This is a genomic window from Kitasatospora sp. NPDC041917, assembly GCF_055589745.1.
Map to the genome: position 1 here is coordinate 25,786 of NZ_JBVJBI010000013.1, position 20,350 is coordinate 46,135.

Genomic DNA, 20,350 nt, shown 5'->3' on the forward strand with positions numbered 1-20,350 from the left:
TAAAGTCTTCGACGTCAGCGGGCGCCGCTAGCTCAGTTGGTTAGAGCAGCTGACTCTTAATCAGCGGGTCCGGGGTTCGAGTCCCTGGCGGCGCACATGGCAAGGTCTCAGGCCGTCCACTCCGGTGGGCGGCCTGAGGCGTTTCCGGCCCTGCAACGAGCCGACGGGACGCCCCGGTGGCGGCTCAGCGGGTGTCGAGCACGGCCGAGGCCACCGCGTCCGGGCGGTCGAACATCACCAGGTGCCCGGCCGGGGCGGTGATGCGGAAGTCCGCCCCGAGCAGCGCCGCCAGCTCCCGCTGCCGGGCCAGCCACTCCTCGGTGCGGCGGGTCCGGCAGCCGTCGTCGGCGGCCAGCACGGTGATCGGCAGGTCCTCCGCCAGCGGCCGGGTGCTCCGCAGCCCGTCCAGCTCGGCGGCCGTGTCGAGGTAGCGGCCGTTCTCCCGCAGCAGCGCGCGCAGGGCCCGCCCGGTGCGGTAGCAGTGCCGCACCAGCGGCGCCGGGGCGAGGTCCTCACGGCGGACGGTGGACAGCCGCGCCGTGGCCCGGCGGACGGACGGGCCCAGCAGGTAGGGCACGGCGAGGGCGGTGGCGGCGCCGGCCACCGCCCGGGCCGCCAGGTCGCGCGCGCCGGGCGCCGGGTACGGCCGGGCCGCCGCCTCCACGCTGCCGTCCACCAGCACCAGCCCGGCGGTCCGCTCGGGGTGCAGCCGGGCGAAGGCCTCCACGTGGAAGCCCGCGAGCGAGTGCCCGACCACGGTGCACGGCTCCCGCAGCCCCAGGCCGTCCAGCACCGCCCGGATGCGTCCGGCCTCGCCGGCCGCCGTCGGCGCGGGCCGTCCGGTGGCGGGCTCGGGGGCGCTCAGCCCGTAGCCGGGCCGGTCGAAGCGGACCACGGTGCGGTACGGGGTGAGGAAGGGGACGACCAGGTCCCAGTCGAACCAGCTGATGCCGAGGCCGCCGGAGAGCAGGCAGACCGGTCCACTGCCCTCGACGCGGACGTGCAGCGGGACGCCGTCGACGCGCAGGAAGCGCGCCCGGCCGGCGGTCCGGGGCCCGAACCGGCGCACCTCCAGCACCCAGGCGGTGTACGCCACGGCGCTGAGCAGCAGCAGGGTGGCGACCGCCGTCCGTGCGGTCCGGTGGCCGGGCTGGAGGCGGGGCACCGTTCCACCCTAACCAGCGGCGAACTCCGGACCAACCGGAAGGAAAGGGGCAGGTCGGGCAGCAGCCGTCCGAGTGGCCCGGGGGTGACCCGCAGCCGGTTCGAGACACCCCCCGGAAGCGTGTATTGTTTTCCAGGTCAGCAGGCGCCGCTAGCTCAGTTGGTTAGAGCAGCTGACTCTTAATCAGCGGGTCCGGGGTTCGAGTCCCTGGCGGCGCACAGACAGTTGGGGAGCCTCTCGCAGCAGCGAGGGGCTCCCCGATTTTTTGGCCTCCGACGTCCGTTTTGCGTGTGATGTCGGTCTCGATCGGCGATTCACCGGAGCCATCCGGCCCATTCTGCTCGTCCAGGGCAGTAGAACCTGAATCGGGACAAAGGTCCCCAACCGCCGATGTCCCCGTCCGTGCCGGCTGCCTCGATGCGCCCGCAGGAAAGGCCGCGCATTGTCCAGAAACGCCCAGAGCGGCCGTAGCACGCCGTCGATCAGCCTCCGCCCGGTCAAGCGGTTCAAGCGCTCCACCGGCCCGGCCGGCGGGTCGGGCCGCACCGGCGGGTCCGACGGATCCGGCGGCAGGAAGTCGCGTCGCCCGAAGCGCACCGGCATCCGCCGGCTGATACCCACCTGGCGGATGACCCTGCTCGGCTTCGGCACGGCGCTGCTGCTCGGCATCGGCCTGTTCGCGCTGGGGATCACCCTGGTGAAGGTGCCGGACGCGCACGCCGCCGCGACCGCCCAGAGCAACACCTGGCTCTACTCGGACGGTTCGGTGCTCACCCGCACCGGTCAGACCAACCGGCAGAACGTCTCCCTGGACAAGGTCTCCCCCGCCGCCCAGCACGCCGCGCTGGCCGCCGAGGACCGGAACTTCTACAACGAGGGCGCGGTCAACGTCCAGGGCCTGGCCCGGGCCGCGATCAAGACCGCCAAGGGCCAGGGGACCCAGGGCGGCTCCACCATCACCCAGCAGTACGTGAAGAACACGTACCTGAACCAGAAGCAGTCGATCACCCGCAAGGTGAAGGAACTGTTCATCGCCATCAAGGTGGACGCCACCGAGAGCAAGAACGACATCCTCTCCGGCTACCTGAACACCTCCTACTACGGCCGCGGCGCCTACGGCATCCAGGCCGCCGCCCAGGCGTACTTCGGCATCGACGCGTCGGCCCTCAACGCCGCCCAGGGCGCCTACCTGGCCACCCTGCTGAACGCCCCGAGCGCGTACGACGTCGCCACCGCGACCGCGGCGGGCAAGCAGAACGCCGTCAACCGCTGGAACTACGTGCTCGACGGCATGGTCAAGGAGGGCTGGCTCTCCGCGGACGAGCGGGCCGCGACCACCTTCCCGGACGTCCGGGACCCGCAGCCCAACCCGGGCCTGTCCGGCCAGGCCGGCTACCTGGTCGACGCCGCCACCCAGTACCTCACCTCCAGCGGGGTGATCAGCGAGACCGAGCTGGCCAAGGGCGGCTACACGATCAAGCTGAGCATCGACCCGGCCCGCCAGCAGGCCCTCCAGGACTCCGTCCAGGCCCAGTTGCACGACAGCCTGAACCCGGACAAGCGGAAGAAGGACGCGGCCGCCCAGGCCGGCGCCGCCTCGGTGGACCCGAAGACCGGCGCGGTCGTCGCCCTGTACGGCGGCGTCGACTACGTGAAGCACTACGTCGACAACGCCACCCGGCGCGACTACCAGGCCGGCTCGACCTTCAAGGCGATCGCGCTGGCCGCCGCGTTCGAGAACGAGGCCAAGACCCAGGACGGCCGCACCATCACCCCGCGCACGGTCTACGACGGCACCAGCGGCCGGAAGGTCCGCGGCGGCAAGGGCACCCCGTACGCGCCGCCGAACGAGGGCGACAAGAGCTACGGCCAGATCAGCCTCCAGCAGGCCACCGACTGGTCGGTCAACTCGGCGTTCGCGCAGCTCGCGCAGGACACCGGGCTCCAGAAGGTCAAGGACACCGCCGTCGCGATGGGCCTGCCCGGCAACATCCCGGGGCTCGACCCAGTGCCGTCCATCCCGCTGGGCGCGGCCACCCCGAGCGTGCTCGACATGGCGGGCGTGTACGCCACGCTGGACAACGGCGGCAAGCAGATCACCCCGTGGCTGGTGCAGTCGGTGGACCGCGAGGGCGAGAACGTGGCACTGCCCGCGCACAAGACCACCCAGGCGATCAGCGAGGACACCGCCAACCAGGTCACCTCGATGCTCCAGGGCGTGGTGAGCGACCCGGGCGGCACCGGCTGGCGGGCGAAGGCGCTCGGCCGCCCGGTGGCCGGCAAGACCGGCACCACCGACGACCAGAAGTCGGTCTGGTTCGTGGGCTACACCCCCGAACTGGTCACCTCGGTCGCCCTGTTCGGCCAGGATCCGGGCACCGGCGCCCAGGTCAGCCTGAGCGGCGTCGGCGGCATCGACGGCGCGGCCGGCGGCCAGTTCCCGGCCCAGATCTGGACCAGCTACATGAAGGCCGCGCTCAAGGGTCAGCCGGTCGGCGACTTCCCGACCCCGGCCGGCGGCGACTCCTCGGGCGCCATCGACCTGCCGACCGCCCCGAGCACGCCGAGCGGCACCCCGTCGACGAGCGCCCCCACCGGCGCCCCGAGCACCGGCCCCACCACGGCGCCGGGCGACGGCTCGACCTCGCCGGGCGGCACCGACGGCGGTGCGACCACCGCACCGACGGCTCCGCCGACCAGCCAGCCGACCACCCAGCCCACCCGGCCGCCCCGGCCCACCTCGAAGCCGACGACGCCGACCACCCAGCCGACCGCGCCCCCGACCAGCCGGCCGACCACCCAGCCCACGGGCGGGGCGGACGCGCTCACGGGGGCGGGCGCCTCGGCCGGTGGCTGAGGGCCGGCGGGGCCGGCGACCGGTGACCGGTGGCTGAGGGCCGGTGACTGACGGCCGGCGGGGACCGGCACGGTCACGGGGCCGTGCCGGTGCCGGTGATTGCGCCATTGCGCACAGTCGGGGGCAGGACCGAATGACGGAATGGCGCCTTACCCGATCGCCGGTATGACTGTCACAATGCGGCGGTGCACAGATCAACGGCCTCGCCCACCCTCCCTTCGGGCAGAACCCTCGGCCTCGGCCTCGCGCTGGTCTCCGCCGTCGCCTTCGGCGGCTCCGGCACCGCGGCCAAACCGCTGATCGAGGCCGGGCTCTCCCCGCTGCACGTGGTGTGGCTCCGGGTCACCGGGGCGGCGGTGGCGCTCCTCCCGGTCGCCTACCGGCACCGGGACGCCGTCCTGCGCCGCCCCGGCCTGCTGCTCGGCTTCGGCCTGCTCGCCGTGGCCGGCGTCCAGGCCTGCTACTTCGCGGCGATCTCCCGCATCCCGGTCGGCGTCGCCCTGCTCATCGAGTACCTCGGGCCGCCGCTGCTGATCGGCTACGTCAAGTTCGTCCAGCGCAAGCCGATCACCCGCGGCGCGGCCGTCGGCGCCGGCGTCGCGGTGGCCGGGCTGGCCTGCGTGGTCGAGGTCTGGAACGGCCTGGGCTTCGACGCGCTGGGCGTGCTCTTCGCCCTCGGCGCGGCCCTGTGCCAGGTCGGCTACTTCGTGCTCGCCGACGCCGGCCGGCACGGCGAGCGCCCGGTCGACCCGCTCGCCGTCAGCGCGTTCGGGCTGCTCATCGGCGCCGTGCTGCTCACCGTCCTCACCCGGCCGTGGCAGGCCGACTGGAGCCGGCTCGGCGGGTCGGTGGTGATGAACGGGTACACCCTGCCCGCGTTCCTCCCGGCCGCGTGGATGGTCCTGATCGCGACCGTGCTCGCCTACGTCACCGGCGTGGTCTCGGTCGGCTACCTCTCGCCGCCGATCGCCGGGGTGGTCGCCAACCTGGAGGCCGTGGTCGCCACCGTGACGGCCTGGGTGCTGCTCGGCGAACACCTCGGGCTGCCGCAGATCACGGGCGGCCTGCTGGTGCTGACCGGCGCCTTCGCGGCCCAGGCGAGCAAACCCGCGGAGGCGGGCGCGGGCACGGGCACGGGCACGGGCACGGGCGCGGGGGCGGGCACGGGGGCGGGCGCCGGGACGGCCGGGACGGTCGAGGTGTTCGCGGGTCCACGGGCCGACGGGCCCGGGGCTGCCGACCGGGTGACCGGGTGACCGGGTGACCGCCGAGCGTGGGGTCAGCGGCCGGTCCAGCCGAACCAGTCGAGGTGATTGAGCGGCCACACGACGGCCGACACCGGGCCGACCACGTTGTCCACCGGCACGGCGCCACCACCCGGGCCGTGCTGGTGGTAGCGGGAGTCCGCGGAGTCGCTGCGGTGGTCGCCCTCGACCCAGATGTAGCCCGAGGGCACCTTCACCGGCCCGAAGTCCAGCCCCGCGCAGGAGTCGTCCCCGGGGTGCAGGTACGGCTCGTCGACCTTCCGTCCGTCGACGCTCAGCGTGCTGCCCTCGCACTGCACGGTCTGCCCACCGGTCGCGATGACGCGCTTGACCAGGTAGTTGTCGTCCTTCGGCGGGACCAGGCCGACGAAGCTGAGCACCGAGCTCAGGGCGTTGGTGACCGGGTTCGGATCGGTCGGCTGCGGCGGCAGCCAGCCCCCCGGGTCCTTGAACACCACCGGCTGCCCCGGCTCCGGCTCCCAGCCGGTCAGCGGCGCCAGCTTGTTCACGCCGACCCGGTCGCCGATCCGCAGGGTGTTCTCCATCGAGCCGGACGGGATGGTGAACACCTGGAACAGGCAGGTCTTGATCAGCAGTGCGACCACCAGGCCGACCGCCGCCATCACCGGCAGCTCGATCCACCACGGCCGCGGCCGCCGACCCGAACCGCCGGCCTTGCGGCCCCGCGAACCGCGGGCCCGGCGGCGGGCCTCGGCGCGACCGCCGGGCACCGCGTGGGCGTTCGACGCGGAATCGCCGGGAACTCCGGTTCCGCTCGGCGTTTCGGGCAGGTTCACCGCCATCGTCGCTGCTCCACCTCTCCGGCTGGGGAAACCTGCACGCTACGCCAACCGTGGAGCCTGACGAAATCGGTCATTTAGCCGCCGCCGACATCGCCGGAGGCCCCGGGGCCGCTCGGACCCGGGGGCGCTCGGACCCGGGGATTCAGGAGCGGGCGATGGCCTCGTGGTGGCGGATGACCTCGGCAATGATGAAGTTCAGGAACTTCTCGGCGAAGACCGGGTCCAGCTTCGCCCCCGCCGCCAGCTCCCGCAGGCGCTTGATCTGGTCCCGCTCGCGCGCCGGGTCGGCCGGCGGCAGCTTGTGCTCGGCCTTGAGCCGGCCGACGCGCTGGGTCGCCTTGAAGCGCTCGGCCAGCATGTGGACCACCGCGGCGTCGATGTTGTCGATGCTCTCGCGCAGGCCGGTCAGCTCGGCCCGTACGGCGTCGTCGATCCCCTCGGTCAGGCCGGCGTCGGGGGTCGTGGAGTGGTCCGTCATCGGGGCGGCTCCCGGTGTCTGCAGTGGGCGCCCGACCGTACGGCGGCCGGGCTCGGGCCCGGGCAAATCTAACAGGGCCCCCGCTCCGGCCCCGCACCGTCGGACGGAACCGTCCACGATCCGGACGGCGGGCCGGACCGAACCGGACCGGACCGGACCGGACGGTGACCCGGTGCTCCGCCCGGCCCCCGCGGCGTGACGCACCGGGCCGGGAGGGCTCTGCCCGTAGGCTGGGGCGTGCATGACCGGACGTGACCGTTCGAACACTCCCTCAGTACTGGAGGAACCGATCGTGGCAACCACCCGCACCGCCACCACCGCGTGGGAGGGCAACCTCCTCGACGGAAAGGGGTTGGTGACCTTCGCCTCCTCCGGGATCGGCGAGTACCCCGTCTCCTGGCCGTCCCGCGCCGAGGCACCCAACGGCAGGACCAGCCCGGAGGAGCTCATCGCAGCCGCCCACTCGGCGTGCTTCTCGATGGCCCTCTCGCACGGCCTGGCCGGTGCCGGCACCCCGCCGACCAAGCTGGACACCCGGGCCGACGTGACGTTCCAGCCCGGCACGGGCATCACCGGCATCCACCTGACCGTCGTCGGCGAGGTCTCCGGGCTGGACGAGGCCGGCTTCGTGAAGGCCGCCGAGGACGCCAAGGCCAACTGCCCGGTCAGCCAGGCCCTGACCGGCACCACCATCACCCTCACGGCCTCGCTGGCCTGAGCCCGCCCGTCTTCCCCTTCTCCATTCCGCCCTCTTCTCTCTTCCGCCCTCTTCTCCAGCACCCCCGACAGCCCCTTCCGCCCCCGGGCTCCCGGCCCGCTCCGCTCCACATCCGGCGCGCGACCGGCGCCCAGGGGCGCGGCTTCGGCGCACGCGCCCCTGGCGCACATCATGTGATGTGCACCGGGGGCGTCCGCACGTACCACCATTCATGATCACAAAGCGGGCGAATCACCCTGGCGGCGGTCACCGCGTGTTGTCGTCGCGGCCTATGATCGGCCGCAGCGCCCTGTCCTTCAGGCGGGTCCCCGCGCGCCGGCGCCCCACGACGGGCAGCCCCCGCAGCGGCCGACTCCGAGGACCACGACAGAGTGCGGAGCCGACCGCCGGGTCCCGACCGGCCGGCCGGCCGGACCATCGTCAAGCGTCAGCAGCGGACGGGAGCATGCCGTGCCGGGCCGGAACGAGGGGGCCGACGCACACCACCCGGGCGTGCGGCACGAGGAATCACCGCGCCACCGCCACCTCGCCTCGCCTGTCCTGGAACCGGCCGCCGGCCCCGGCGGACCGACCATCGGACCCGGCGGACCGGCCACCGCCCCCGCCACGGGAGCCACCACCGCCCTCGGCGCCTGCGGGACGCTCGCGGAGCCGGAGCTGCTGCTCTGCCCCACCTGTTCGGCCCCGCTCACCGACGACGCCCACCGGGACCGGGGGCTCGCCGGCGGCAGCGGCCGGGCGGCCGAGGGCACCGACCGGGAGGGCGTCGGCACCGACCGGCTGCTGGCGGCGCTGCGGGCCAGCGAGTCCCGGTTCCGGGCCGCCTTCTGCGACGCCGTCATCGGCATGGCCCTGATCGACGCCGAGGACCGGATCATCGAGGTCAACCCGGCCTTCGCCACGCTGATCGGACGGGGCGTCGGCGAACTGGCCCGCACCCACCTGCACGAGATCATCGACCCGGAGGGCATGCCGGACCGGCTCTTCCCCGAGCTCGTCCACGGGGAGCGGGAACGGTTCCGCGTGGAGAAGCAGCTCAAGCACCGCGAGGGCCACACCGTCTGGAGCAAGGTCACCGTCTCGCTGATCCGGGACGGCGCCGGCGATCCGCTCTACACCCTCGCCCTGGTGGAGGACATCACCGAGCAGCGGCGGCTCGGCGACCGGCTGGAGTACCAGGCCCTGCACGACCCGCTGACCCGGCTGCCCAACCGGGCCTACTTCTTCGAGCGGCTCGACGCCGCCTGCCTCGCGCCGGACGACCGGCCGGGCCCGGCCGAGGCCGCGGACGAACGCCGGGTGGGGGTCTGCTACCTGGACCTCGACGGCTTCGCGGCGATCAACGAGGCGCTCGGCCACCACATCGGCGACCAGCTGCTGATCGCCGTCGCCACCCGGTTGCGGCGCGGGTTCGACGGGCGGGACACCCACCTGGTGGCCCGGATGGGCGGCGACGAGTTCGCCGTCCTGGTCACCGACAGCCTGGGCAGCGAGCAGCTGACCGAGCTGGCCGCCCGGATCCTGGAGGTGCTGGAACGTCCCTTCGACGTCTCCGGGCACCGGCTGGTGATCACCGCCAGCGTGGGCGTGGTCGAGCGGTCCGTGCACGAGACCACCCCGACCGACCTGGTCAAGGACGCCGACGCCACGCTCTACTGGTCCAAGGCCGACGGCCGCGCCCGCTGGACCCTCTACGACCCGGACCGTGGCGCCCACCAGCTCACCCGGCAGCTGCTCGCCACCGCACTGCGCCCGGCCCTGGAGCGCCGTGAGTTCACCATCGAGTACCAGCCGCTGGTCGGCCTGGCCGACGGTGCGGTGCACGGCGCGGAGGCGCTGGTCCGCTGGCGTCACCCCCGCTACGGGACGCTCTCCCCGGACCGCTTCATCCCGCTCGCCGAGGAGACCGGCGCGATCGTGCCGCTCGGGACCTGGGTGCTGGAGGAGTCCTGCCGGCAGGCCCGGCAGTGGCTCACCGAGTTCCCCGACACCGAGACCTTCGTGAGCGTCAACCTGGCCGCCCGCCAGATCTGGGACTCCGACATCGTCGCCGACGTCGCCCGGGCGCTCGAACGCACCGGCCTGCCGGCCCGGCTCCTCCAGCTGGAGATCACCGAGAGCGCCCTGCTCGGCCCCGGCGGCCGCCCGCTCCAGGCCCTCCAGGCGCTCGCGGACATGGGCGTGCGGATCGCGATCGACGACTTCGGCACCGGCTACTCCAACCTGGCCTACCTCTCCAGGCTGCCGGTGCACGTGCTCAAGCTCGACGGCACCTTCATCGAGGGCTTCCGCGAGCCCGCCCCGACGGACCGTCCGGGCCGCCCGGAGCTCCGCTCCCGGCGCAGCGACGCGGACGAGCAGATCGTCGGCGCGATGGTGCAGCTCGCCCACACCCTCGGCCTGACCGTCACCGCCGAGGGCATCGAGAGCGCCGCCCAGGCCGAGCGCCTGCGGCTGACCGGCTGCGACACCGCCCAGGGCTGGTACTTCGCCCGCCCCGGCGAGGCCGAGCTGGTCGCGGCCATACTCCGCGAGGGCCGCCCCGCCCTGAACGGCCGGTAGCCGCAGGACGGGCGGGCGACCGGCGGGCGCTGCGGGGCGGACGGCGGGCCGTCGGTCCGGGTGCCCGGTCACGCTGCCCGGTCACGCCGGGCGCCGACGGTCCAGGTGCCGTCAGGCCGTCGAGCTCACGCCGTCGCCGTCAGGCCGTAGGCCTCGGCGATCAGGCCGTACGAGCGGAGCCGGGCCTCGTGGCCGTGGATGTGCGAGGTGACCATCAGCTCGTCCACCCCGGTCCGCTTGCGCAGCGTCTCCAGCCCGTCGGCGACCCGGCCCGGGTCGCCGAGCACGACGTTGTCGAGCCAGCTGTCGATGAAGTCGGCCTCGACCGGGCTGTACGGGTAGTCCTCGGCCTCCTCCGGGGTGGGGATCGGGCCGGGATTGCCGCGCCGCAGGCGGAGCATGCCGAGGGCCGCGGAGCGGGCGAGTCGCCGGGCCGAGGGCTCGTCGTCGGCGGCGACCGCGCTCACGCCGATCAGCGCGTACGGCTCGGCGAGCACGGCGGAGGGGCGGAAGGACGAACGGTAGAGGTCCAGCGCCGGGATGGTGTTGGCGCTGCTGAAGTGGTGGGCGAAGGCGAACGGGAGGCCGAGGCGGCCCGCCAGCTGGGCGCTGAAGCCGGAGGAGCCGAGCAGCCAGACCGGCGGTCGGCCCTCGCCCCGGGGGACGGCGGTCAGCCGGGCGTACGGGTGGCCGTCCGGGAAGTCGCCGTCGAGGAAGTGGGTCAGCTCGGCGAGCTGCTGCGGGAAGTCGTCCGCGCCTTCGGCGAGGCCGCGGCGCAGCGCCCGGGCGGTGGCCGGGTCGGTGCCGGGGGCGCGGCCCAGTCCGAGGTCGATCCGCCCCGGGTGCAGGGCCTCCAGCAGGCCGAACTGCTCGGCGACGGCCAGCGGGGCGTGGTTGGGGAGCATGACGCCGCCGGAGCCCAGCCGCAGCGTCGTGGTGTTGGCCCCGAGGTGGGCGAGCAGGACGGCCGGGGTGGAGCTGGCCACTCCGGGCATGCCGTGGTGCTCGGCCACCCAGAAGCGGTGGTAGCCCCACTGCTCGGCCCGGCGGGCCAGTTCGGTGGTGGCGGCGAGGGCCTCGGCGGGCGTGTGGCCGACGCCGACGGTGGCGAGGTCGAGGATCGAGAGCGGCGCGGGCGCCGTCCCGCGGGCGGTGCCGCGGATCGCCGCGCCGGCCGCCGGTCCGGCCGCCGGCCCGGTCTCCGGCCCGGTCTCCGGCCCGGTCCCGTGCTCCTGGTGGTCCTCGGTGGTCATCCCGTCCGCCCTTCTGGCCGCCGTCCTCGGGCCGGCCGTCGTGGGTGACCGCGCGGTCCCGGATGGCCCGCCGGTCGCTGTCGCCGAGGGGGGTCAACCACGGCCGGGGCCTCGCTGTTCCCGCCTCCGGAGTGTCGTCCGGCCACGGTCCGAGCGGGTTTCGGCCATTTCGCGCGGAAGTCGACCGACCGTTCGGCTGACGCAGAGCCAGCGGGCGAACACGGCTGGCGACTTCCCGCCAGCGCCGGAAGTCGCCAGCGCCAGGACTCGCGACCGGGGGCCGGCGTCCGGCAGGCTGGGGCCGGGAGCGGGTCGCCGGAGCGGGATCCGCACTCCACCAGCAAGATCGTCGGGCTGGACCAGCACCGGACGATCACTGCGAGCCCTCGGCGCGGCACCCCGCCCCGGGGGCTCGTTCGGTTTCGGCGGCGGTCCGCCACCCGGGCGCCCCGGCCCTCGGACCGGCCCGGACGCGCGGTTCCCCGCCCCGGGGCGCGGCCGGAATCAGCGACCGTGACCCATGCCATACCGGGGTGCTTCATGGCATGAAAAGTCGAGGCGCTAGCGTTGACCCCTGCAGCCACCTGCTCCCTCGGGAGGCGTGGAGGGAGTAAAGGGCCTTGAACTTCGTGGCGGCGACCGGATCCTCGTGGATCTGCGCGCTGGCGCTCGTCGCCGTGCTCGGGGACGCCCTCCTTCCGTTCATCCCCAGCGGGACGCTGGTCATCCTGGCCGTGCTCAAGACCGCGCAGATCGACGGTGCGCCCCTGATGCTCGGGCTGGGCGTGGCGGTGGCCTCCTTCCTGGGCGACCTGCTGCTGCTCAATCTGGCCCGGCGCGGCGCCCCGGTGCTGCACCGCCGGCTCGCCCGGCGCCCCAAACTGGCGGCCAGCGTGGCCCGGGTCCAGGAGGCCCTGATCGAACGCCCCCACGGGGCCGCCGCCGCGATGGTGGTGGTCGCGCGGTTCGTCCCGGCCGGGCGGACCGTCCTCGACCTGGCCATCGGCCACTCCCCCGCCCATCCGCACCGGTTCCTGCACTGGTCGGCACTGGCGGCGCTGGTCTGGGCCGCCTACATCGTGACGCTGGGCTGGCTGAACAGCCACTGGTTCAACACCGCCTGGCTGAGCCTCGTGGTCTCCTGCGCGGCGGCCACCGCCATCAGCACCGCGATCGCGCGCATGGTGCGCCGCACCCGGCGGCTCGCCGCACTCTGACGGTTCGCCCGGCGGCCGCTCCCGGCCTGCCCTCCGCCCCTTGCGACGGTCCCGCTGCGGCGGACCCCTTCCCCGTGGTTCCGCGCGGCTTTCGCGATCCCGCCGGGGCCGGCACACCTCTTTCCGCACGCCCGCCCGGGCCGGCCCTCCCCCTGGCGGGCTTCGGGCCGCCCGCCCCGGCAAGGGGCAAAAGTTTTCCCAAAAGGGCGACCAATCGGGCCGAACGACGTCGAACTCCGGCGGCGGGCCGACCGGCCGGCGGTAGCGTACTGACCGGGCCGCACGGGGTGGGAAGCGTCACAGGACGGCAACAGTCGGCGCATCCCCGCAGCCCAGCCGGATGCGCCAGGCGTGTTGGGAGTCGTCAGCGCTCGGCGACCTTGGAAGCCGCCGCGGCGACATGACATGCTAACGGCGGAATACTCATCAATTGCCCGATTTGACCGGTGCGGCTGCGGGCCGCCCTCACCACCGGCATCGGCACCCAGGGGAGACCATGACCAGCATCTCGCGCAGGACGGTGCTCAGTGCAACCGCCGCGACCGCGGCCCTCGGCGCGGTCGCGGCCTGCTCCAGCGGCGGATCCGGCTCGGGACAAGGCGCCACCTCCCCCGGCCCCGGCGGTACCGGAACCACCCAGGGCGGCGGCCCCGACCCCCAGGCGGTGCCCAAGGGCACCCCGATCGGCGACGGTTCCAACGCGGACACCGGACCGCAGCCGAACCAGCCCAAGCCCGAGAAGCTCAAGCCGGGCGAGCGGCCGCCGCAGTTCGTGGTCTTCTCCTGGGACGGCGCCGGCGGCACCGAGGACGGCCAGTTCCCCCGCTTCCTGAAGCTGGCGGAGCAGCACAAGGCCACCATGACCTTCTTCCTCTCGGGCATCTACGCCCTCCCCAAGGGCAAGGCCGACCTGTACCACCCGCCGAAGCACTCGGTCGGCGCCTCCGACATCCCGTACCTGTCGGACGGCGCGGTGAAGAGCACGCTCAAGCTCATCAGCCAGGCCTGGCTGGCCGGGCACGAGATCGGCACCCACTTCAACGGGCACTTCTGCTCCAGCCGTCCGGACAAGAACGGGGTCAACATGTGGACCCCCGAGGACTGGCAGAGCGAGATCGACCAGGCGGTCGGCTTCGTCACCCAGTGGCGGACCAACACCGGCTTCACCGACGTCGACCCGCTCCCCTTCGACTACAAGAAGGAGCTCATCGGCGGCCGCACCCCGTGCCTGGAGGGCCAGAAGGCGCTGCTGCCGACCATCGCCAAGCTGGGCTGGAAGTACGACGCCAGTTCCTCGGGCGGCTTGCAGATATGGCCGCAGAAGGTGCAGGACGGCAAGGTCTGGGACTTCCCGCTGCAGTCCATCCCGTTCCCCGGGCACACCTTCCAGGTCCTGTCGATGGACTACAACATCCTGGCCAACCAGTCCAGCGGCAGCACCAAGGGCGACCCGGCCAAGTACGGCGACTGGCGCACCCAGGCCACCAACTCCTACCTGGCGGGCTTCGAGCGCGCGTACAACAGCAACCGCGCGCCGTTCTTCATCGGCAACCACTTCGAGCAGTGGAACGGCGGCATCTACATGGACGCCGTCGAGGAGACCCTCAAGACCGTCGCGGGCAAGCCCGACGTCCGACTGGTCTCCTTCAAGCAGTTGGTCGAGTGGCTGGAGGTGCAGGACCAGTCCACCCTGCGCAAGCTGCGCTCGCTCAACGTCGGCCAGGCGCCGGCGGGCGGCTGGGAGAGCTTCCTCGGCACGGCGGGCTGACGCGCCGAGGGCGCAGGAGCGGGCCACCGGCACCGGCCGGCGGGGGTCGGAGCCCTCGCCGGCCGCTGTCGTCCCGGCCGTTGGCGTGCCGGCCGCTGGTGTTCCGGCCCGCTCCCGGGCCCGGCCGGCTACTCGGCGGCGAGGGCGTCCGCGAGCAGGATGCGGACGATGCGGTCCGCCCCGGCCCCGCCCCAGAGGATCGAGTAGTGGTTGGTGCCGGGCACCGGTACGGCGGGCACCCGTTCCGTGTCCAGCCGGGCCAGTTCGAGCCGCGCGCGGTCGTAGAGGCCCTGCGGCTCGTCGAGCAGGCCGCGCTCGGCCCAGAGCAGGTCGGCCGGGCAGGGCAGCCGGTGCACGGCGCCGGCCGCTTCCTCGTCCAGCAGGACCTGGGCGCCGTCGATCTGGACGGCCTCCAGCACGCAGGAGGAGCGCAGTTCGGGCTCCGTGCCGACGAGGTCGCGCTGGGTGTAGGCGTCGATCCCCTCGGTCCACTCGCCGGCGAAGGCGGGGTGCCCGCGCCAGAACTCCCGGTAGGCGTCCCGGTCCGGGAAGGTCGTGGACAGCCGGGCCAGCGCGGGGCCGAGCACCGCGGCCAGGGCGTCCTCCTCGCGGACGCCCTGCGGCAGCGGGAAGGTCACCGCTCCGTCGACCAGCAGGACGCGGCGGACCAGGCCGGGGTGCCGGACGGCGGCCAGGGCGGTGACCCAGGCCCCCATCGAGTGGCCGACCACCGTGACGGGCCCCGGGCCGAGGGCGCCGATCAGCGCGGCCACGTCGTCGGCGTGCCGGGCCAGCCCGTACGGTCCGGCGACCGAGCGGCTGGCGCCGCGGCCCCGCAGGTCGGGCGCGAGCAGGGTGACCCGGCCGGCGAGCCGGCGGGCGACCTCGTACCAGGCGAGGCCGTTGGCGGTGATGCCGTGCACCGCCACGATCGTGGGGGCCTGCGGGTCGTCTGCGGGCCAGCGCAGGACGGCCAGGTCCCCACCGGGCACGGGGACGGTCAACTCCTCGGGCTTCAGCGGCGACTGGCTCACGCGGGGGTACCTCCGGTGGGGTGGGCGGTTCCGAGACCGGCCGGCACCGAGGCGGAGCGGGCGGACCGGGCGGTGCGGATGCGGGCAGGCAGTCTAGCCAGGCCGCCGGGCAGCAGGTAGACCACGGCGACGAACAGGGCGCCCAGCAGGAACAGGGGTTGGGAGAGCGGCACCCGCAGCACCGCCGGCAGGTCGGCGACGGTCGAGGAGTTGGCGAGGTCGCCGAGCCGGTGGCTCGCCCAGGTGTACAGGACACCGCCGAGCAGCGGTCCCCAGCGGGTGCCGGAGCCGCCGAGGACGACCATCACCAGGAGCGCGAGCGTGGCGTCCGAGGTGGCGGCCTGCGGGGTGGCGCCACCGGTCAGCAGCAGGTAGACCACCCCGCCCAGCCCGGCGAGCCCGCCGGCCAGCACGAAGGCGACCAGCTTGTAGCCGTAGGGCCGCAGTCCGAGCACCTCGACCCGGCGCTCGTTCTCCTTGATGCCCTCCCAGACCCGGCCCATCGGCGACTTGACGGCCCAGTGGACCGCGGCGACGGTCAGCACCAGGTAGCCGACGGCGATCCAGTACAGGTTGGCGGTGTTCTCGATCCCGAGCAGGCCGGCGGGCAGCAGGTCGGCCGGGGCGGAGCGGCCCTCCTCGCCGCCGGTGACGCCGCCGGGGTTGCGCTGGACGAGGATCGAGCCGGCCTGGGCGAAGGCGAGGGTGACCATGGAGAACCCGATGCCCGTGACGCGAAGGCTGACCGAGCCGAGCAGCAGGGCCAGCAGCACGGAGCAGGCGACGCCGAACACCGCGGCGGCGGCGAACGGCAGTCGCAGCTCCAGCATGCCGAGATCGGTGGCGTACAGGCCGGTCGCGAAGTAGAGCGCGTGGCCGAAGGAGAGCAGTCCGGTCCGACCGAGCAGGAGGTCGTAACCGGTGGCGAGGGCCCCGTAGAGCAGGCACAGGGCGAGCAGTTGGAGGCTGCCGGGGCTGCCGAGCGGGCCGTCGAGCAGTCCCGGGACGGGAAGCGCACTGTATGGGGCGACAAGGAACGTGATCAGCAGGGCGATCGGCCACCAGCGTAGCGCTCTGTGCACGCCTGTCCAGCGGTTAGTGACTGAATCACCTGTTCGAGGGATGGCGCCGGGCCCGCTCCTGTGTTCACAATGGGTCTCGGCAAGGCCGGTGTCAGTCCCCCTTGCCATAGTGGCGGTGTCGGCGGAGCTGGTGTCAGTCCCCTCTTCCGGCACGGCGGTCACGGCAGGGCCGGTGTCAGTCCCCCCTGCCGGAGCGGCGGCGCTGCGGCCCGCCGCGGGGCCACCGGTGCTCGTGATCGGTGTTTCGGCGCTCACGCGAGCCTCCCGGTGAGTCCACGGGGTCGGACGAGAAGCAGGACGGCGAGCAGGACGACGACCGAGAGGTCGCCGAGACCGGCGCCGGTGTAGTAGTTGGCGAACTGCTGGACGAGGCCGACGCCCACCGAGGCGACGGCGGCTCCGGTCACGGAGCCCATGCCACCCATGACCACGACGACGAAGGCGAAGATGAGCAGGCCGGTCCCCTGGCCGGGATTGACCGAACCGAAGTAGAGGCCGCCGAGGGCGCCGCCGAGGGCGGCGGCCGCCCCGCCGAGGGCGAAGACGAGGGTGAACGCCCTCCGGACGTCGATGCCGAGCGCCGTGACCATCGCCCGGTCCTCGACGCCGGCCCGGACGATCAGCCCGTAGCGGGTGCGGGCGAGGAACAACCGAAGAGCGAGCAGCAGCAGTGCGGCGGCGGCCACCAGCACGAAGCGGTTGACCGGGACGGTCGCCCCGAGCACGTGCCAGGTGCCGGACAGCAGTTCCGGCTGGGGGAAGGGGCGGGAGTCCGCGCCCCAGACCCCCATCAGCAGGGCGGGTACGGCGAGCCCGACCCCGACGGTGGCGAGGATCTGGTCGCGCGGGCGGCTGTAGAGCGGCCGGATCAGGAAGAGCTCCAACAGGACGGCGGCGGCCGTCCCGACCAGGGTGCCGAACGGCACCGCGAGCCAGAAGGAGAAGCCGGCCTCGGCGCCGGCCCACCAGGTGGCGTAGGCGCCGATGGAGAGCAGGGCGCCGTGCGCGAAGTTGAGCACGTCCATCAGACCGAAGATCAGCGACAGACCGGAGGCGACCAGGAAGTACAGCGCACCGAGACCGAGTCCGGTACAGGAAAGGAGGACGACGGTGTCCATCAGGGCTTCACCTCGGCGGTGAGGACGGGGGCGGCCGGGGAGGCGGCGGGCCGGGGCCCGCCGGCGAGCGGGTGGCGGGAGCCGACGCCGAGCAGGCGGCGGGCGGCTTCCTCATCGGCCAACAGCTCGGCGGTGTCGCCGCGGTGGGCGGTGCGGCCGTCGGCCAGGACGGCACAGGTGCCGGCCAGTCGGCGGACGAGGGCGAGGTTCTGCTCGACCAGCAGGACGGGCACGGCCTCGGCCGCGCGCGCCAGCACCTCGGCCACCTCGGAGACGATCTTCGGGGCCAGGCCCTTGGTGGGCTCGTCGGCGATGATCAGCCGGTTGCGGTTGAGCAGCGTCCGGCCGATCGCCACCATCTGCTGCTGGCCGCCGGAGAGCGTCCCGGCCAACTGCCCGGCTCGCTGCTTGAGTTCGGGAAAGAGCTCGTGGACGAGTGCGTAGTCCGGTTCACCGGCCGCGCCCCCGCTCCCGGCGGCGCGCTCGGCGAGGCGGAGGTTCTCGGCGACCGTCAGGCCGGCGAAGATCCCCCGGTCCTCGGGCGCGTAGCCGATGCCGTGACGAACGACCAGATGCGTGGGAAGGGAGGAGAGCTCGGATTCGGAGAGCCGGATGCTTCCGGTGCGCGGCACCAGGCCCATGACGGCCTTGACGGTGGTGGTCTTGCCGGCGCCGTTGCGGCCCAGGAGTGCGGTCACCCCGGCGGGGGCCACGTCGAAGTCGACCCCGTGCAGGATGTGCAGCCCGTCGATGACCACCCGCAGATCGCGGACGGAGAGGAGGGGGACGGCGCCGGAGGACGGCGAGGAGCGCCCCGAAGGAGTGGAGCGCTGAGCGGAGAACGGAGAGGAGGTCACAACGCCTCACCCAGGTAGGCCTGTTGCACGGTCGGGTCGGCCATCACGGCCTCGGGGGTGTCCAGGGCGAGCAGCGTGCCGTGGTGCATCACCGCGAGTCGGTCGGCCAGGCCGAGCAGGACGTCCATGTGGTGCTCGACCATCAGGACGGTCCGGCCCAGGTCCCGGTGAACGGAACGGATCAGCTCGGTGAGGGCGGGCACCTCCTCCGCGCTGACACCGGCCATCGGCTCGTCCAGCAGGATCAGCCGGGGCTCGGAGACCAGCAGGACGGCCAGCTCCAGCTTGCGCTTCTCCCCGTGGGAGAGCGCACTGGCCAGGGTGTCGGCGCGATGGGTGAGGTCGGTGCGTTCCAGAGTGTCGGCCAACTGTTGCTCGTAACGGTCGGCGCGGCGCCAGAGCCGGTACGAGGCGCGCGGCCCGGCCGCCGCCTGGGCGGCCAGGCGGACGTGGTCGGCGACCGTCATCCCCGGCCAGAGGGAGGAGGTCTGGAAGGTGCGGCCGAGCCCGCGGCGGGCCCTGGCGTGCACAGCCTCGGTGGTGACGTCCGCGCCGTCGAGGTGGAGGCTGCCGTGGGTCGCCGGGTAGATGCCCGAGATCAGGTTGAAGAGGGAGGTCTTGCCGGCGCCGTTGGGCCCGATGAAGGCGATGAACTCGCCTTCACCGACCGAGAAGGAGACGTCCTCGACGATCGGCACGCCGCGGACGGCCCAGCCGAGCCCGTCCAGACGCAGCACCGGGGAAGAGGACGCGGAGGAACGCACGGACGAGGAGCCCTGAGCGGAGGAGGCGGAAGGAGTGGAGGCGGTACGGGCGGGCATCGGGATCAGCCCGCCATCGGGGTGACCGGGGGCGCTGCCTCGTCCGCGGTCAGGGTCCTCTCCACCGAGGGCTTGGCGGCGGCGCCACTGCCGGTCAGCCGCACCTGGAACATCGGCTGGAGCAGGGCGTGGTCCTCGGAGCGGACCGTGGTCTTCCCCTTGACCCCGTCGAAGCTCCAGCCCTCCAGGGCCTTGACCAGGGCCGAAGTGTCGTCGGCGGAGCCGTGGTTGGACTCGACGGCGTGCACGATCATCTGGGCGGCGGTGAAGCCGTCCGGGGTGAAGATGTCCGTCTTCCCTCCGGCGGCGGTGACGGCTTCGGTCATGGCCTTCTCCACCGGGGTGCCGGCGGCGCCGTCGAAGTAGTGGTTCAGGAAGGAGATCTTCTCGCCGGCCGGGCCGAACAGCGGGTAGGAGGCTGCCAGGTCGAGGCCGGTGACGACCTTGGTGTCGGCGAACACGTCCTGCTGGTTGAGCGCCGTCCACAGGGCCGAGGCGGTGTCGCCCGCCCAGGCGACGAACAGCAGGTCGGGCTTGGCGGTCCGGGCCTGGGTGGCGAAGGGGGTGAGGTCGGTGGCGCTCGGCGGGGCGAGCACCTGGTCGACGGTCGCGCCCTCACCGCCGAGCACCGCCTTCACCGCGGCCACGTTGGCCTGGCCGAAGGCGTTGTCCTGAGCGAGCACGGTGACCTTCTTGCCCTTGGCGTCACCGACGAACGAGGCCGCGGTCTTGATGTCCTGGTAGGACTGGCGGCCGGAACGGAAGGTGTACTTGTTCAGACCGGTGGCCTTGTCCGCGGCGGCCGGGCCGCTGATGAAGAGCACCTTGTTCTGCGCGGCGATGGGGCCGACCTGGAGGGCCACGCCGGAGGCGGTGGAGCCGGCCAGCACCTTGTAGCCCTTGCCGATCAGGTCCTTGGCGGCGGACACCGCCTTGGCCGGGTCGCCGGCGTCGTCCTGCTCCTCGAACTCGATCTTGTGCCCGTCGACCGCGCCGGTGCCCTTGGTCGCGTAGCTCAGGCCGGCCTTGAAGCCCTCCAGGTACTGCTTGCCGTAGGCGGCCAGCGGCCCGGTCCTGGAGTACACCAGGCCGACCTTGATCGGGCCCTTGGCGCCACCGTCCGCCGCGCTCGTCCCGGCCGTTCCGGCCTTGGCGCAGCCCGAGGCGAGCAGGACGCAGGCCGCGAGGGCGGCGAGCTTCCGCGCCGGGCCGCCGGTCAGGGAGTCGCCCGGACGGGCGCCGGCGGCGGTCCGGGAGGGGGCTGTCGAGCTGCGCATGGTGACCGACTCCTGAGGTGCGGCGGGGTGAATGCGGGAACCGTAGGTGTGCGGTGGGAGTGGCGACATGTGCCC

General features: G+C 73.5%; 16 protein-coding genes and 2 tRNA genes. 8 read left to right on the forward strand and 10 right to left on the reverse strand.

Translation table 11 applies throughout. The annotated features are described in order from the left end of the window. The first annotated feature begins 21 nt into the window (after nt 1-21). Nucleotides 22-95: transfer RNA gene (locus tag ACZ6EM_RS17900), tRNA-Lys, on the forward strand. Between the two features lie 89 nt (nt 96-184). Here ACZ6EM_RS17900 and ACZ6EM_RS17905 read toward each other — a convergent pair. After that, nucleotides 185-1,069 carry an alpha/beta fold hydrolase gene (locus ACZ6EM_RS17905; RefSeq protein WP_465772791.1) on the reverse strand — a complete coding sequence of 295 codons (885 nt, stop codon included), beginning with the start codon at nt 1,067-1,069 and terminating at the stop codon, nt 185-187. Nucleotides 1,070-1,309: 240 nt separating this feature from the next. Here ACZ6EM_RS17905 and ACZ6EM_RS17910 point away from each other — a divergent pair. The 3 genes from ACZ6EM_RS17910 (at nt 1,310) to ACZ6EM_RS17920 (ending at nt 5,278) form a co-directional block, all read left to right on the forward strand. Then, a tRNA-Lys gene (locus ACZ6EM_RS17910) sits at nt 1,310-1,383 on the forward strand. A gap of 224 nt (nt 1,384-1,607) precedes the next feature. Continuing rightward, entirely contained in the window at nt 1,608-4,022 is a 2,415-nt protein-coding gene (locus ACZ6EM_RS17915; RefSeq protein WP_465772726.1) for a transglycosylase domain-containing protein, read from the forward strand. Nucleotides 4,023-4,207: 185 nt separating this feature from the next. Further along, on the forward strand, nt 4,208-5,278 hold the full coding sequence (locus tag ACZ6EM_RS17920; RefSeq protein WP_465772727.1) for an EamA family transporter: 1,071 nt from the start codon (nt 4,208-4,210) through the stop codon (nt 5,276-5,278). Between the two features lie 23 nt (nt 5,279-5,301). Here ACZ6EM_RS17920 and lepB read toward each other — a convergent pair whose 3' ends face one another. Further along, nucleotides 5,302-6,090 (reverse strand): signal peptidase I, encoded by a 789-nt coding sequence (lepB, locus tag ACZ6EM_RS17925; RefSeq protein ID WP_401043976.1) that lies wholly within the window; start codon nt 6,088-6,090, stop codon nt 5,302-5,304. 142 nt (nt 6,091-6,232) lie between these two features. After that, the gene (locus ACZ6EM_RS17930) at nt 6,233-6,568 is read right to left on the reverse strand and encodes a chorismate mutase (RefSeq protein ID WP_359901835.1); all 336 of its coding nucleotides are present in this window, start codon (nt 6,566-6,568) and stop codon (nt 6,233-6,235) included. 292 nt (nt 6,569-6,860) lie between these two features. On the opposite strand from ACZ6EM_RS17930, the gene ACZ6EM_RS17935 reads away from it, so the two are divergent. Together ACZ6EM_RS17935 and ACZ6EM_RS17940 are read left to right on the forward strand one after the other, a co-directional pair. Next, nucleotides 6,861-7,286 (forward strand): OsmC family protein, encoded by a 426-nt coding sequence (locus ACZ6EM_RS17935; protein WP_465772728.1) that lies wholly within the window; start codon nt 6,861-6,863, stop codon nt 7,284-7,286. Nucleotides 7,287-7,778: 492 nt separating this feature from the next. Beyond that, entirely contained in the window at nt 7,779-9,848 is a 2,070-nt protein-coding gene (locus tag ACZ6EM_RS17940; RefSeq protein ID WP_465772729.1) for a putative bifunctional diguanylate cyclase/phosphodiesterase, read from the forward strand. A gap of 125 nt (nt 9,849-9,973) precedes the next feature. Here the strand turns inward: ACZ6EM_RS17940 and ACZ6EM_RS17945 are convergent, their stop codons facing one another. Next, nucleotides 9,974-11,101 (reverse strand): LLM class flavin-dependent oxidoreductase, encoded by a 1,128-nt coding sequence (locus ACZ6EM_RS17945; RefSeq protein WP_465772730.1) that lies wholly within the window; start codon nt 11,099-11,101, stop codon nt 9,974-9,976. Nucleotides 11,102-11,730: 629 nt separating this feature from the next. Between ACZ6EM_RS17945 and ACZ6EM_RS17950 the strand changes: the two genes are divergently transcribed. Together ACZ6EM_RS17950 and ACZ6EM_RS17955 are read left to right on the forward strand one after the other, a co-directional pair. Beyond that, nucleotides 11,731-12,318, forward strand: a complete 588-nt coding sequence (locus ACZ6EM_RS17950) for a DedA family protein (RefSeq protein ID WP_359901955.1) — start codon at nt 11,731-11,733, stop codon at nt 12,316-12,318. Between the two features lie 496 nt (nt 12,319-12,814). Continuing rightward, nucleotides 12,815-14,086 carry a polysaccharide deacetylase family protein gene (locus ACZ6EM_RS17955; protein WP_465772731.1) on the forward strand — a complete coding sequence of 424 codons (1,272 nt, stop codon included), beginning with the start codon at nt 12,815-12,817 and terminating at the stop codon, nt 14,084-14,086. 128 nt (nt 14,087-14,214) lie between these two features. On the opposite strand, the gene ACZ6EM_RS17960 is transcribed toward ACZ6EM_RS17955, so the two are convergent. From ACZ6EM_RS17960 to ACZ6EM_RS17985, 6 genes are all read right to left on the reverse strand, one after another. Then, nucleotides 14,215-15,120, reverse strand: coding sequence for an alpha/beta fold hydrolase (locus ACZ6EM_RS17960; protein ID WP_465772732.1), 906 nt, complete (start codon nt 15,118-15,120; stop codon nt 14,215-14,217). Then, nucleotides 15,117-16,244, reverse strand: coding sequence for a branched-chain amino acid ABC transporter permease (locus ACZ6EM_RS17965; RefSeq protein ID WP_380351481.1), 1,128 nt, complete (start codon nt 16,242-16,244; stop codon nt 15,117-15,119). The genes ACZ6EM_RS17960 and ACZ6EM_RS17965 overlap by 4 nt, the downstream gene beginning before the upstream one ends. 209 nt (nt 16,245-16,453) lie before the next feature. Next, nucleotides 16,454-17,320, reverse strand: coding sequence for a branched-chain amino acid ABC transporter permease (locus tag ACZ6EM_RS17970; RefSeq protein ID WP_380539014.1), 867 nt, complete (start codon nt 17,318-17,320; stop codon nt 16,454-16,456). Then, nucleotides 17,320-18,084, reverse strand: coding sequence for an ABC transporter ATP-binding protein (locus tag ACZ6EM_RS17975; RefSeq protein ID WP_465772792.1), 765 nt, complete (start codon nt 18,082-18,084; stop codon nt 17,320-17,322). Before ACZ6EM_RS17975 ends, ACZ6EM_RS17970 begins: the two co-directional genes overlap by 1 nt. Before the next feature lie 89 nt (nt 18,085-18,173). Beyond that, the gene (locus ACZ6EM_RS17980) at nt 18,174-18,914 is read right to left on the reverse strand and encodes an ABC transporter ATP-binding protein (protein ID WP_401054433.1); all 741 of its coding nucleotides are present in this window, start codon (nt 18,912-18,914) and stop codon (nt 18,174-18,176) included. Between the two features lie 89 nt (nt 18,915-19,003). Next, complete coding sequence (locus ACZ6EM_RS17985) at nt 19,004-20,275, reverse strand: substrate-binding domain-containing protein (protein WP_465772733.1); 1,272 nt, start codon at nt 20,273-20,275, stop codon at nt 19,004-19,006. Between the last annotated feature and the right edge of the window lie 75 nt (nt 20,276-20,350).